The 13468-nt window shown below is 47.1% G+C and carries 13 protein-coding genes; 2 read left to right on the top strand and 11 right to left on the bottom strand.

What is annotated here, in order from left to right; all coding sequences use genetic code 11:
- Positions 1 to 39: 39 nt before the first annotated feature.
- The 5 genes from AC3ITG_RS12215 to AC3ITG_RS12195 all read right to left on the bottom strand — a co-directional run bounded on the left by AC3ITG_RS12215 (position 40) and on the right by AC3ITG_RS12195 (position 6292).
- On the bottom strand, positions 40 to 315 hold the full coding sequence (locus AC3ITG_RS12215) for a WXG100 family type VII secretion target (RefSeq protein ID WP_017689071.1): 276 nt from the start codon (positions 313 to 315) through the stop codon (positions 40 to 42).
- Between the two features lie 193 nt (positions 316 to 508).
- A complete protein-coding gene (locus AC3ITG_RS12210) occupies positions 509 to 1057 on the bottom strand; it encodes a WXG100 family type VII secretion target (RefSeq protein ID WP_413377631.1) in 549 nt (182 codons plus the stop codon).
- 6 nt (positions 1058 to 1063) lie between these two features.
- Positions 1064 to 1894 carry a hypothetical protein gene (locus tag AC3ITG_RS12205; protein ID WP_413377629.1) on the bottom strand — a complete coding sequence of 277 codons (831 nt, stop codon included), beginning with the start codon at positions 1892 to 1894 and terminating at the stop codon, positions 1064 to 1066.
- 16 nt (positions 1895 to 1910) lie between these two features.
- Positions 1911 to 5915 (bottom strand): type VII secretion protein EssC, encoded by a 4005-nt coding sequence (gene essC / locus AC3ITG_RS12200; RefSeq protein WP_489253839.1) that lies wholly within the window; start codon positions 5913 to 5915, stop codon positions 1911 to 1913.
- A gap of 56 nt (positions 5916 to 5971) precedes the next feature.
- Positions 5972 to 6292 (bottom strand): hypothetical protein, encoded by a 321-nt coding sequence (locus tag AC3ITG_RS12195; RefSeq protein WP_090896181.1) that lies wholly within the window; start codon positions 6290 to 6292, stop codon positions 5972 to 5974.
- A gap of 423 nt (positions 6293 to 6715) precedes the next feature.
- Here AC3ITG_RS12195 and AC3ITG_RS12190 point away from each other — a divergent pair, with 423 nt between their 5' ends.
- A complete protein-coding gene (locus tag AC3ITG_RS12190) occupies positions 6716 to 6955 on the top strand; it encodes a hypothetical protein (RefSeq protein ID WP_063566326.1) in 240 nt (79 codons plus the stop codon).
- A gap of 125 nt (positions 6956 to 7080) precedes the next feature.
- Here the strand turns inward: AC3ITG_RS12190 and AC3ITG_RS12185 are convergent, their stop codons facing one another.
- The 6 genes from AC3ITG_RS12185 to AC3ITG_RS12160 form a co-directional block, all read right to left on the bottom strand.
- Entirely contained in the window at positions 7081 to 7233 is a 153-nt protein-coding gene (locus AC3ITG_RS12185; RefSeq protein WP_170867771.1) for a hypothetical protein, read from the bottom strand.
- A 247-nt stretch (positions 7234 to 7480) separates the two neighbouring features.
- Positions 7481 to 8956 (bottom strand): aldehyde dehydrogenase family protein, encoded by a 1476-nt coding sequence (locus tag AC3ITG_RS12180; protein ID WP_489253838.1) that lies wholly within the window; start codon positions 8954 to 8956, stop codon positions 7481 to 7483.
- 167 nt (positions 8957 to 9123) lie between these two features.
- Positions 9124 to 9663, bottom strand: a complete 540-nt coding sequence (locus AC3ITG_RS12175) for a GNAT family N-acetyltransferase (protein ID WP_489253837.1) — start codon at positions 9661 to 9663, stop codon at positions 9124 to 9126.
- A 66-nt stretch (positions 9664 to 9729) separates the two neighbouring features.
- Positions 9730 to 10068: a L,D-transpeptidase gene (locus tag AC3ITG_RS12170; RefSeq protein WP_079346840.1), complete on the bottom strand. Its 339-nt coding sequence runs from the start codon at positions 10066 to 10068 to the stop codon at positions 9730 to 9732.
- Between the two features lie 56 nt (positions 10069 to 10124).
- On the bottom strand, positions 10125 to 11204 hold the full coding sequence (gene rsgA, locus AC3ITG_RS12165; protein WP_489254454.1) for a ribosome small subunit-dependent GTPase A: 1080 nt from the start codon (positions 11202 to 11204) through the stop codon (positions 10125 to 10127).
- Positions 11205 to 11698: 494 nt separating this feature from the next.
- Complete coding sequence (locus AC3ITG_RS12160; RefSeq protein WP_413379584.1) at positions 11699 to 12292, bottom strand: DUF2087 domain-containing protein; 594 nt, start codon at positions 12290 to 12292, stop codon at positions 11699 to 11701.
- Between the two features lie 176 nt (positions 12293 to 12468).
- Between AC3ITG_RS12160 and AC3ITG_RS12155 the strand changes: the two genes are divergently transcribed.
- Entirely contained in the window at positions 12469 to 13467 is a 999-nt protein-coding gene (locus tag AC3ITG_RS12155) for a YpdA family putative bacillithiol disulfide reductase (protein WP_413377622.1), read from the top strand.
- The last annotated feature ends 1 nt before the right edge of the window (position 13468 follow it).

Below are 13468 nucleotides of genomic sequence, written 5' to 3'. Positions count from 1 at the left end.
AATTCGGATATGGAACCTGCCCGAACTATGTATCGCAGATTAGCGAGCTTGGTCTGCCGTACGGAATTTGTTGGCAATAGCCGTCAGTTCCGCGCTGATGCTATTCAGCGTTTGAACGAAAGATTGCATTTGTTTGCTGGCTTCCTGGAATTCCTGGAAGAAGCGTTGTTTCGTCATACCTTCCCATTGTCCTTCCATGCTTGTGATGGATTGAGTCAATGTAGAAACGATTTGCTGACTTTGCTCACCGCTTTGTTTAAATTGGTTGGAAACCTGATCAAGCTGTTCTGGGGTAACTAAAATACGTCCTGCCATTTGTAATTCCTCCTTGGTTTGTGCAATTAAATTCACTTGTTCAAATTGTACTATACAAGGATCGATCGGACAAAAGCCGAAGGACCTAATCCTATTTACCCCATTTTTGGCATTCGAAACTTCGCCTAACAGCCTATTTATAAAAAAATTCACTTTCTGCTGTCTTGCTTATTCAGCCTTGTACCCCGTGAGCTCAGGAAACCACAGGTTCGGTTCCTCTTCTCCCACGAAAGGAGGGATCTGTGAATCTCCACGCCACAGGTTCAGGTTGCATGGCCTGAATCAGGGTCGCCGGTGAGCCATCAGGCGGTGCGGCATCCTGTACACGGTACACTGCCGCTACCGCGGAAAATGGATCGGATACAACAGCAGCAGTTGCCGAATGCGCAGGCATAATTTCTCCTGCACGCTCCGTCTGAAGAACATTCAACATATTGACCGCATTGCCATAGGCTGTGTTCACATGACTCAACACTGTACGATACTCCATGTCCACCTGCTGGAATAACAAGGCCTTGCGTCCCAGCTGTACGCTCAAGTCCATAAAACGAAGTACTGCTGCTTCGCAGAGTCGCTTGCTGTGATTCCATTCATTCATGATCGCGGCGCGGGCTTCAATATCCCACTCCAGCGAATGAATGGCCTGATCCAATACTGTCATCTTTTGCTGTATTTGCTCCGCCGCATACTGAATCTGCCTGCTCAGTGCCCGAAGCACATCCGGTTCCACACGAATGCGCATTTACCATCACCTTTCCTCTTCCCCTGCAGGCTGTTTAAGCCAGTCCAGCAGCATCTCGTGAAACTGTTCTCTTGTCGTCAGTGCTGCAACAAGCCAATCATCCGAAGCCGCAGTACTCATGCGGAACAGCCAGTTGGATATCGTACTTGCAGCGAAAGCCGCAGACTGTGATTTCCATCCTTCTCCGTTCCATACGAGCAACCGCAGTTCCCCTTCAGATTCCTTGTTCACCAGACAGCGCGCAAGCGCAAGTGACCCCTCGGGATCGCTTGTCTCTTGTACTAACTCATCAGCCACTGCCTGTAATTCTTTGTTCTTCAGATCATTCATCACATCATAGAATTTTTTCTTGGAGCACATCAGAGCCGGCTTTTCCGCCGGAGAATGACCACTCCAATTCATTCTTTGAATCAGAAAATCAATCGCTTCACGAACATTCCCCAAATCACTCAGCCGGAACGAGTCCGGTTCGTCTGCAACACGGGATACTTCAACGACACGTTCATCCGTGCAGTGCACATAACTTTCATACGACTTGCCGCTGTGCGTGTAGCGAATCCAGCAAGCCCTGTCGGACAGTCCCGCAATGGCTACCCTGGAGAAAACGGTCGGTGTCATGATCAGCTCATTGCTGTCCTGATCCTGAATCAGATATCCTTTGTCGAGCAGGGAGGTCTTTACACGCTCCCACTCCAAAGCAATGTCTTCCGCCATATACCCGCGGAACGGATCTTCCACGCCAAGCAATCGGTCTGAACCGAGAATACCGGCCAGGAAAAAAAGCTCTTTTATTTGCAAAGTGACTACCTTTTGCTTGGAATCATGAACCGTCAACATTATGAGCCACCTCCCCTCAAACTACAACATGCCATCGGTCACGAATTTCAGAAATCCAATCGGTCATTTTCCAGGTGCCATCACATGGAATTGCACCTTTAACCCTGGAATATTTACGTTTAACATAATAACCTTGACCCGGAGGCAGTACCTTCAGCCCAGTTGAACTCCCTCCGGACTCCGAATAAGGTATACGGAAGAACGAGAGATCATTAGGGTCTAAAGTCCCGAACAACAATCCGCTCTGGGAAGCCTTCACATCGTTCACCCAGTCAGAACCAAAGGTTGGAAAGTCTGCCGGAACTCCTGACAGAATCACATGTATGCCTCGATCCCTGCCTTGACGAACGATCGCTCCCAATTGATCCTTCACATTAAAATCATTTAATTGCTTGGATAACGTATCCGCATCGTCGATAACGAGAACGATCTCCGGTCCACCGGTTAACTCGCCTCTTTTTAGAACTTCATCGTACAACTGTTGGATCACAGGTGCAAGCTGTTCTTCACGGGATACATGTCCACGGACATGGGGCAAACTGCTGATTTCCCCCAGTCCTCCGGAACCATACCGCATATCTACCGTGTATATTTGCACGTCTTCAGGAGACGCATGATAGGCAAGGGATAACATCCAGGTCAGCAAAAATGTCGTTTTGCCACCTTCCATCGGACTCGTAACCATGAAATGTGGCCCTTCACGCAAATTTAACTGGAAGGGTTCCAGATCATCAGTCAGCAAACCTACGGGTACTGTTAAGGATGATACGTCTCCGACTTGCCCGAAGGTTCCTGTACGGATAAGCACATCTTTGAGCTTAACCTCTTCCGGGAGCGGCGCAATCTGCGGTGCTTCTTCTCCGTTCCAGTTTTCTCTGATCTCTGCAATCGTGCGCCGCAGAGCGGAAGAACGTTTGCCTTCATCTGCTCCGGATGACGGCAATGCCGCCTGGAACATCAATGGAGGAACCTGTCCTTTGACCAGTCCTCTTCCAGGTGGAAGCTGGCTAGGTGCCTTGGACGGCCGACCCACTGCGTAATAATAGTCGCTTGGATCAGATAATTCAAACGAAACCGCATTGGGAATATTGCTTCTGAATTTCTCAAATACATCCGTAACACGGTTGGCCGTGAGGATAAATGTGATTCCCAGACTACCGCCTTCACGAAGGATCGTTTCCAGAAGTTCATTCTCCTCGGGATACGCATTTCGGAAAGAAAGATAACCATCGATAACAACTACAATTTGCGGCACGGCTGCATGGGCTGTGCGACGGTAGGCTGATATTGTCTTAACCCCGGCTTCCGAGATCATGTCTTTGCGTTGTGCAGACAGTTTCAGGATGTATCGGAATAACCGCTTGATCCGATCTTCCTCTTCAGACATCATTACCGCACCGATCTGAGGCAAGCCTGCGAAATCCTTCATCATCCGGCCCATATCAATAATATAGCCATGCCAAGGTTCAGTCCGCTTAGAACGTGCCAGTGACATCAGCAAGGTTTGCACAAACGTCGTTTTCCCCAGACCAGGCATACCGTATACAACCAGATGTCCCTGATCCACCGGAAGTGCGAGCGGCTGCTGTCGTTGATTAGGCAGATCATCCAGCAGGCCAACTACAGGTTTCAGGCCAGAGGCACCGCCGTCAAGCAATACTTCACGATTCTCTTCTTCCTGCCAGTCGTTAAGGCATTCCCATTCGAGTGTCTCAGGCAACGGTGGCAACCAAGGTCCCGGTAATCGGGTGATCCCCGCCTCTGCTGCCGCTTCTGCCACATAATCAATAAATACCTGAAGCTGCTTGGGCACATCCTCACCTTTGAGCACAGCTCTGCGCTCTCCAGTCAAGAGTGGCTCCCGTTTCCCATTCAAACGAACTTCCATAACAGGCAGTACCGTCGTTGTATCTTCCTGCTGATTATACGGCGCACCGCTCCAGGCGAATTGCATTTCCTCAAACACTTCATCACTGCCTACCTGGAAGTATCCACGACCCGGCTTGGTGATCCAAGCCGCATTCGGAATTTTGATCATATCCCGACTATCCCCTTCGCTTTGAACGCGAAGACAGATACGGAAACGCGAATTGCTCCATATTTTATCATCAACCACACCTGCAGGCTTCTGGGTTGCCAGTATAAGATGTACACCTAGTGTCCGGCCGATGGCCGCTATGCTGATTAATTCATCCATGAACTCCGGCTGATCCCGCTTTAATTGCGCAAACTCGTCAATGATGATAACTAAGTGCGGCAACGGCTGTTCATGTCTGGAACGCAGAATTTTGTAATACTCATCAATGTGCTGGAGATTTCCAGCATCATTTAATATTTTTTGCCTTCTGACCAGTTCGGCCCGCAGTGAGATATTGGCTCGTTCAATCAAATTCCCATCCAGATTGGTGATCGTGCCGACAACGTGAGGTAAGCCCACAAATGTATTGGACATCCCGCCGCCCTTATAGTCAATCAACATAAAGGCCAGATCATGTGGATGGAACTCGGCAGCCAGAGAGGCCACAATCGACTGGATAACTTCACTTTTGCCTGAGCCCGTTGTCCCTGCGATCAGACCATGCGGGCCATGACCCTGACGTTCAATTTTATCATGTAAGTTAATCGCAATTTTCTTGCCGCCAGCTCGCACGCCCATTGGTACGGGAAGTGTGTCCGGGTATCGTGTCTGGCTCCAGCGTGTGACCACATCCAGATCCTCTACTCGTGATGTACTTAACATGTCGAACAACGGAAGCACCTGAGGTATATCCGAAGCGGATGAACGTTTCAGACGAATCGGTGACATATAACGCGAGAGCGCCTCTGCGGATTCTCTGGAGATCACATCTGGCGTGTATGTTTGCCTGATCACGTCGGCATCCTCGGTTTTTTTGATATAAAGCCCCTTGCCTTTGGAAGCCTCCATAATTAACTGACAATGCATGGGTAGCGATTCCTTACGGTTTGCCAATATGATGGTACATACATCGATCTCCTGAGCTGATTCCAGCAGCAGGGGAAGTAGCGGCTCTTCTTCTATTAATTGCGTATCCGAGAGAACCACCACATAACATGGAGTTTGCACGGTTTTCTTGTAGCGATCTTCCTTATTATTGCGCCGTCGGTTCAACACGGAAAACAAGCTGTCCGCCAATTGATGCGCACCGCTGTGCCTGTCGGCCATATAGCGTTGTCCCTGATCTTCATCCCAAATGTGGGGCAACCAGCGCAGCCAATCCCATTCCTTTGATTCCTTTTCTTCATAAAAGGCAGCAATCTTTAATTCATCCGGTGAATGACGGACGGTCAGTTGTGAAATAATTACGCGCAATGAAGCGAGTACTTCCTCACGATTGCCGACCAACCCCATCACTTTCGACTGAAATAAAGGCAGTGTAATCGATGCTTCGGGCACCGTCTCGAACTCAGCTGCCAATTCATGAGCCGCTTCAATTAACTCATCCTTTTCATAACCGTCCACACGAGGAACCTGAAGTTTGATTCGAAACGGAATTTCGCCTGTGCCGATTCGCACCTGCAAGAAGTCATCATCTTCCGGGGAACGTTCCCATAACGAACTGTTGCGATTCTTCACCAACTGAAGACATACATTGGGATCCCCATGAATTTCATACAGACTCTTCACTTGCTCCGCTTGAGCTTCCTTCAGCTCTTCACGATGTTTCTCCAGTTGTGCACGATACATGGTAGTACGCTCTTCCAACTTTTTGCGATAGGACTTCTTGTTGCTCAGATATACAAAAAACGGAATCGTGTATGAAGTAAGCATCATCATAACCGTCATCATCTGAAACATCATATAATTGGGATTGTTCATTTTGCCGCTCATATTGATATATACGTAGAAACCGATGCTGACCATCGTCATCATGATCGGTACAATAATAGAAATCATTGAAAATGTAGGTTTGTTTGGTTCTGCAGGAGGCCTTAGAATTTCCAGCCTTTCTTCCTTGAGAACCGGTGTCATTCTTGGAGAACGCTGATATAACACATTCACGAAGAGAAGACCTCCTTATATTTCATTGCCGTAAACAATATATACGTTCAGATTGTTCATTCGTTGCTGTCCTGCTGAAACAATGAACGTCTTCCATACACCGGCGCTTCTTCAGAAGTGGTGGAAAACGCCCGCTGGACCCGTACACAACTTCCTTGACGCAGCCCTGTTTCCATTAACTGTTGTGAGTTTTGTGGCGAGAACCACAATCCTTCCGGAAATTTGGCTTCAAGGATGTACTGAATGCCCTCTCCCGGTGCCTGACCGAAAATACGGACTCCCAGCAATGTCTTCAGATGTTCAATAGTACATTCATCCGGTACCTCGATGTCGAACCACTCGCCTTCCTCCCGACCGGAATACACGGTAAGAATCAAAATAATCCCTCCCATGGTCTCATATGTAAATTGTCCTAGTGTCAAATTAAATCAAAAAAATGCAGATGAAACGCTATTCCATCCCTATTTTCTTACATAAACACCCTGTTTGCAATGTGCAACCTGTAATTTTGTTACATATGACCCACGTATATATTAAAATATCGTCCATTCGACTCAGAACTTTCGAGGCAGTAGTCACGTTAATTATTGCAAGGATGCGAAACTACATGTCTTTCTTCCATATAAATGGAAGCTGTAAATTGATTTTTCGGGACTTTTTAATGCTTCGCCCACAATTGAATTGTGAACACTTTTCAAACATTGCCCACCTTTATGTTTTCATAAGCTGATTTTAAGGTAATTTTAAGCATTGGAATTTAATATAACCAGTAAGAAATAACTCTCGTGAGGTGATTTCTAGTGAGAACACTAATAACTTTTCAAAACAAATCAATCCCTGTATATTTCAATCAAGAAAACAAACAACCTGTGCAAAAGACACTACGATTGCTTAGCAGTGCCCTTGAGAACAAGATTAGCAATGGTAAACGTGCTTTACAGAAATGTCTGCAATCTTTGATTAGTATTGAGATTGTCGGTGGTGAAGCCATTCTTCACAGCCGTAGCGAAAATGACTCCCTCGCCTTATCGCTTTATTAAGATGAGTCAGTTGTTTAATTCACCATGGAAACTGCGAATTCATTCATTCGCGAACATAAGGAAAAGGAAGCTTGCCGTTAAGGACAAGCTTCCTTTTTTGTGTACAGAATCTCTTTTATCTATTTCTAATGCAATCGGCTGACGACATAAGCATTTTCGTGTTCTTCTTCCATCTCGGCCTTTTGGATTCGAATGACAAACAACCGAACCAGATTATCACGTGTATTTTCTTCCTGACAGGTATTCAGCTTTCTCAGAATGAAACGGTCAATGGACATGAAGTTCAGCCCCTTTACCTATTGGATTTACGGATCTGTTCTGCCCGTGTATCCATAAATAACCAGATTACAGGTATACCAAACAGCTTTTTCACACCATTTCCTCACCTGTTTTTCAGACGTGTAAAAACATGCAAAATACCGCCCCATCAAGCTTGAGGCGGACTCTGCGCAATCTTTGTCACTCTTTACCGAACCCTATCTGATTATAAAATAAAGTGTTTTCTAAACCATGCTCACTGTCGAACTATTGCACTCCAGGATAATCCCGATATTGATGCTGAATGCTGATCCAGCGAGTTCGCGTGAACTTTTCAATAGCCCAATCGCCACCGAAACGTCCAATACCCGATGATTTCTCACCACCAAACATAACATGAGCCTCATCGTTCACGGATTGATCATTTACATGCACCATGCCCGATTCAATCTGCTGGGCAATTTGATACCCTCTTTCCAGATTTCCGGTGAATACGGAGCCGCTCAATCCATAAGGCGTATCATTTGCCAAACGCACGGCCTCCTGCTCATCCCGGGCTTTCATTAATACCGCGACAGGTCCAAACAGTTCCTGTTGCACAATATGCTGCTCCGGTTTCACATCCGCGAGCACGGTGGGCTCCAGCATACTGCCTTTGCTAGTACCACCCAGTAGCAATCTTGCTCCTTCCGCCTTGGCTCCCTTAATCAAGTCCAGCAGGCGCTCCACTTCCTTCTCACGAATGAGCGGGCCCACCAACGTTTGGGCATCAGTAGGATCACCAGCCTGAATTTTTTTCGTTTTGGCGACAAAGGACTCCACAAACTTATCGTAAATACCAGCATGCACAATAATTCGATTGAGTGCCATACAGATCTGCCCCTGATGCAGAAATTTACCGAACACCGCAGACTCTGCAGCACGTTCGATGTCCGCATCTTCCAGGACAACCATCGCATTGTTGCCACCAAGTTCAAGCGCAGTCTCTTTCAAATGCTCACCCGCCAGTTTGCCGATGCCCTGCCCCACCTCTGTGGAGCCTGTAAAGGAAATGACTTTGGGTACCGGATGCGCTACAAAATAATCTCCAATCTCACTTCCGCTTCCAGCAACCACATTCAGTACGCCTTCAGGCAATCCAGCCTGCTCAAACAGATCAGCAATAAGCCAGCCTGCCGTAATCGGTGTGTCGGAAGCAGGCTTAATAACAACTCCATTACCCAAAGCAATAGCCGGGGCTACGGAACGTAGACACAGGTGCAAAGGAAAGTTCCATGGGCCGATGACACCGATAACTCCTTTGGGCTCACGCACAACACGATTCTCTTTCCCTGATGTATTTGAAGGCAGAATTTCCCCCTTCATCCGATAAGGGAACGAAGCAGCTTCATCCACAATCCGTTTCGCAGAAGCAAACTCTGCCTCGGCCTTGATGCGTGTGCTCCCGGATTCCGTAATCAGCAGTTTTACAATTTCATCTTTTCGCTCTACCATTAGAGCCGAAACTATGCGGAGTACACCCTCTTTTACCGCCGGCAGAGACTTCTTCCATTCCACCGAGCTCTTTCGAGCCGCCTCATATGCCTGATCTATATCTTCCTTGTTCGAGGATCGCCAGGTTGCGATGACCTCTCCCGTGTACGGATTTTTATTTTCCACTGTTTTCTCGCCGGAGCCTTCTACCCATTCGCCATTAATAAATTGTTTCGTCCATGTTGTATGTTCTGTCTCCATTAAAGTCATCTGAATAACGCCTCCCAATCAAGATTGAATGTCACACCTCAAAGCGGTGTAGTAGTTCATTAACCTTGTTAAGGATTGCGCAAACGTGAAGAACAGATGAATCCTTTCATCCTCTGATGGGAAAATACTCCTCAATGCTCAACACATTCAGCCAAATTCTCATTCATTCAACTACCGGGCACCGTCTTTTCTCCAAAAAGAGCCAGGTCCTCCCAACCATAAGCAACCTCTAACAGATCTTGACCGCCAATCCGGATTTGCTGGGTTTGGACAGGGATTCCGCCCATTTTTTCATAGAAACGACAAGCTGAATTTTGCTCCAGTGCCCAGATCAGCAAGTTTCTCATGTCCAGAGAATGGAGATAACGAACGACGTGTCTCGCCAGTTGCTGGCCGATACCCGTTTGTTGCACTTCTTTCAGTAAATAAATAGCATACAACTCAGCATCGTAAGGCAATTTGCCTTCACGTTCCTTTCCACCGCAGGCGAATCCGACAATTTTACCATCTTCCTGTTCAGCCACCACCAGAATCTGATCCTTTTCGCCAGAACGGATATTTCGCTCCCATTGGGATAACCTTGATTCCGTAGTCAGATTGTCCAAAAAATCATCTGGCACGATCCCTCGATATGTCGTCTTCCAACTCTCTGTATGTACATGGGCTACGGCTTCCGCATCCCCTTCACGCGCTGGTCTGATTCGCATGTTATTACGCCCTTTCTCTCGGCCACGCCGAGACTTTAGAATCCCCTTCTTCAGATAAATCCGGCCCTAAGGCCGGATCGTTACTTGTGTGCCCACCGACACTTTGGAAGACAAGTCCAGTACATCCGAGTTATACATGCGTATGCATCCATGAGAAACGGACTTGCCAATGGATGAAGGATCATTCGTTCCATGAATCCCATAATGCGGCGCCGATAACCCCATCCAAAGAACGCCAAATGGCCCTCCAGGATTCTCTTGTTTGTTAATAATCGTAAACACGCCGTTAGGCGTCTGCGTAAGCATCTTACCTATAGCCACAGGATAGCCCTTAACCACCTGTGAGCCATCCAAAAGATATAACATATGATCCGACAGGTCCACGATGATGCTGTAATCTGGCATGATGACATCCCTCCTGACCTATCCTATGCAGGATACAGAGGGATGCCCACCTGGTCTCAAGCCTCTTCCCAGTCTTTTGTACTGCGGACATGTTTCGGTTTGCGGGAACTGACGGGTTTGCTTGAAGCGGTCCGTCGTTTAGATGCGGCCTCTTCCTTGCGCTGCTGAAACTTCAGTTCCTTTTGCATTTTCAAGTAGTTGCCCAGCCTTTTTTCATCCAATGAACCATCCTGAATGGCCTCCTTCACTGCGCAACCGGCTTCCCGGGTATGCGTGCAATCCTGAAACCTGCATTCCGTTGCAAGCTGCTCAATTTCCCCAAAGGCATGTGACAAACCATCCTGACCTTCATCCCACAGATTAAGTTCACGCATTCCCGGCGTGTCAATCAATACCGCTCCCTGCGGCAGTACAAATATTTCCCGATGAGTGGTCGTATGTCGTCCACGGCTGTCGTCCTCACGAACGGCCTGCGTGAGCTGTACACTCTCGCCCATCATCCAGTTGACAAGGGTAGACTTGCCACTGCCGGAAGAACCCGTTAAGGCAACCGTTATGCCTGGAGACAGAAATTTTTCAAGTAAAGATTTGCCCTGATCCTGAACAGCTGATAGTGCCAACACTTCAATCCCAGGAGCAATGCCTTCCACCAGCGAAATTTGTTCTTCCACATCTTCGCTCAGATCACTTTTGCTTAGAATGATGACAGGTCTGACTCCACCATTCCAGGCCATCATAATGTATCTTTCGAGCCGTCTCAGATTAAAATCATGATTAAGAGCGGCAACAATCAGCAATGTATCCACATTCGCCGCAATCAATTGCTCTTTGGTCACTGGACCAGCGGCTTGTCTAGATACCCTGCTCTGACGTGGCACAATGCTGTGAATGATGGCTTCTTCTCCAGCTTGCCCTGTAACAGCGACCCAATCCCCAACAGCTGGTACAATGCCAGTCTCCTCATTATCATGACGCATCCGCCCGGATACCCGTCCCCAGCATTCTCCCTCAGCCGTAATCAGGCGAAGCAATTGCCCGTGATCCGCAATAATTCTTGCCGGTTTTCTTAATTGTTCTTCCATACCAGTCTGCTGCCACAACTCCTGCCACTTAGCAGACCAGCCGTATTTCTCCATCGTGTTATTCAAAATAAAAATTCCTCCCGATAAATGGTGTGTTATCCTTCATTGACATTGACAACAATCAACAATGAACGCTCCGGTCCGGCATCAAAACCAAATAAGCCACGAGCAGCACTACACCCGCGGCAATAAGAAGTTAGCCGAATGGATGATTGTTTGTATGGCTTTCATATCGGACGCATCATTACGACAATCCGATACTCGTTATCCAGAAACAACCCATTTTCGGCATACAAAAAGCCACGGGTACGTCACCCGTGGCTTCATCTGTGCATGTTATTCTGTGTTACGTACATATGGACAATATTGCGAACAATACTGCCCAACTGCCGTAAAATCACATGCCTTGATCCGTTCCGGAGACGCTGTTCATATTCAAATTAACGTATACTGCCATTAGTTTTGTCATTTAACATCGCCTCCCTTGTAGAATTATCCATCATGTTACACAGCTTCAACCGCTTTTGTCAAGTCTAATTATTTTTCACTTATTTTACTTGATCCCACCGAGTCCACATCTCCTTCGGATTCAGTTCATAGATCCCATCTTCCCGAAACATGAACTGGTGCATGATAAACTCCCGACGAATGGTGGCAAAATCCTCATGATAGTTTTGAATGAATGCATTGATCTCTTTCTCCGTATATTTCCGTCCGGATTCAAGCTGCTCCACCAAATGACCCAGTACAATCAACTTTTTCTTATATTGAGCCGGGATCTGACGCAATCGTCCATCCTTCGAGAAGAAATTCCGCATCACGGATGCCTTCAGCGTCTCATTCACATCACTCATATCGGCAACCTCCTCTTGTCTAAAAATAAAATCTACTGAAGCCTGCGCGTGCTCCCGGATAAAATAAGGATTGAGCGAGAAAAACACCGTATTTTTCTCTCTGCGTTCTTTGATTAGCGCTGCTTCTCTTAGCTTGGATGCATGATGTGTAACGGTTGGCTGAGACAAGTTAAGCTTCTCGGCAAGCGCTTGACCATGAAGTTCTCCCTGGGATAACAGCAGCAGCATCCGAAGTCGGGTCGGATCAGCCAGGGCTTTATGGTAAGCCACAATCTTCTCCAGTTGCATTTCGTTCAACTCACTTTCGTTTAGATGATCATCTAATTTGATATTAGTCTTTTCCCTCTCTTAAGTCAATTCCCCAGGATCAAGATCATTTCTTTACGTCCGTATCCTTCTTGAACTGGCATTGAACCTATATTTACGGTAGGATTATAGTGCTTGAAATAAGGAGGATTAAGAACATGGAAGATGTCATTATTATCGGCGGAGGCCCATGCGGTCTATCTGCTGCCATTGAATGCGAGCGGCTGGGACTGTCCGCTGTAATTGTTGAGAAGTACAATATCGTCCAATCTATTTATCTGTATCCAACCCATATGCAGTTTTTCAGTACAGCGGAATTGCTTGAGATTGGGAATGTTCCGTTCAGCACACCGAACGACAAACCTTTTCGTTACGAGGCACTCGCCTATTATCGCAAGGTAGCCGAACGTTTCGGCCTGCGTGTTCATAACTATGAGGAAGCCCAAGAAATCAAACGCAAGGACGATGGCACGTTCGAGGTACATACGGTCAATCGGCGTGGGCAGGCAATCGTTCATGAAGGACGAAATGTCGTTGTTGCTACAGGTTATTTTGACCACCCTAACTATCTTGGCATCCCTGGAGAAGACAAGGATAAAGTCACTCATTATTTCCGTGAAGCTCATCCTTACACACGTACACGTGTCGCCATTATTGGAGGCAGTAATTCAGCTGTTGATGCTGCCATGGAGCTGGTTCGTGTCGGTGCACATATTGACATGGTTTATCGTGGTAGCGGTGTTTCGGAACATATTAAACCATGGGTTCGTCCATTATTCGAAAGCATGGTGCAAAAAGGCAGAATCTCACTTCACCTTGGCTCACGTGTAAATGAAATTTTGGACGATTCCATTCGTTTACTCCATTCTGATGGATCCACAAGTGAACTCGACAATGACTTTGTGCTGGCCTTGACCGGATTCCGTCCTGACCGCAAACTACTTTCTTCCGTAGGTGTCGAGATGTCCGAGGATATGGATAAACCGGTATATGACCCGCAGACAATGGAAAGCAGCGTACCAGGCATATACGTTGGTGGAGTAATCGCATCAGGACGCAATGCTAATGAAGTATTTATTGAATCCGGGCGCTGGCACGGAAGATATATTGCAGAACATATCGTAGGTCGTCATCGCGGGCAGACCGAAGGGGAATGAA

Source organism: Paenibacillus sp. GL_099_B (genome assembly GCF_057835695.1).
This window is presented reverse-complemented; position numbering and strand designations above follow the sequence as displayed.

What these genes read in the sequence shown, in the direction of transcription:
- AC3ITG_RS12155 (WP_413377622.1), top strand. Translation starts at nt 12,469, where the DNA reads ATGGAAGATGTCATTATTATCGGCGGAGGCCCATGCGGTCTATCTGCT.
- rsgA (WP_489254454.1), bottom strand. Translation starts at nt 11,204, where the DNA reads ATGGAGAAATACGGCTGGTCTGCTAAGTGGCAGGAGTTGTGGCAGCAG.
- AC3ITG_RS12205 (WP_413377629.1), bottom strand. Translation starts at nt 1,894, where the DNA reads ATGTTGACGGTTCATGATTCCAAGCAAAAGGTAGTCACTTTGCAAATA.
- AC3ITG_RS12180 (WP_489253838.1), bottom strand. Translation starts at nt 8,956, where the DNA reads ATGACTTTAATGGAGACAGAACATACAACATGGACGAAACAATTTATT.
- AC3ITG_RS12175 (WP_489253837.1), bottom strand. Translation starts at nt 9,663, where the DNA reads ATGCGAATCAGACCAGCGCGTGAAGGGGATGCGGAAGCCGTAGCCCAT.
- AC3ITG_RS12160 (WP_413379584.1), bottom strand. Translation starts at nt 12,292, where the DNA reads ATGCAACTGGAGAAGATTGTGGCTTACCATAAAGCCCTGGCTGATCCG.
- AC3ITG_RS12210 (WP_413377631.1), bottom strand. Translation starts at nt 1,057, where the DNA reads ATGCGCATTCGTGTGGAACCGGATGTGCTTCGGGCACTGAGCAGGCAG.
- AC3ITG_RS12185 (WP_170867771.1), bottom strand. Translation starts at nt 7,233, where the DNA reads ATGTCCATTGACCGTTTCATTCTGAGAAAGCTGAATACCTGTCAGGAA.
- AC3ITG_RS12215 (WP_017689071.1), bottom strand. Translation starts at nt 315, where the DNA reads ATGGCAGGACGTATTTTAGTTACCCCAGAACAGCTTGATCAGGTTTCC.
- AC3ITG_RS12170 (WP_079346840.1), bottom strand. Translation starts at nt 10,068, where the DNA reads ATGCCAGATTACAGCATCATCGTGGACCTGTCGGATCATATGTTATAT.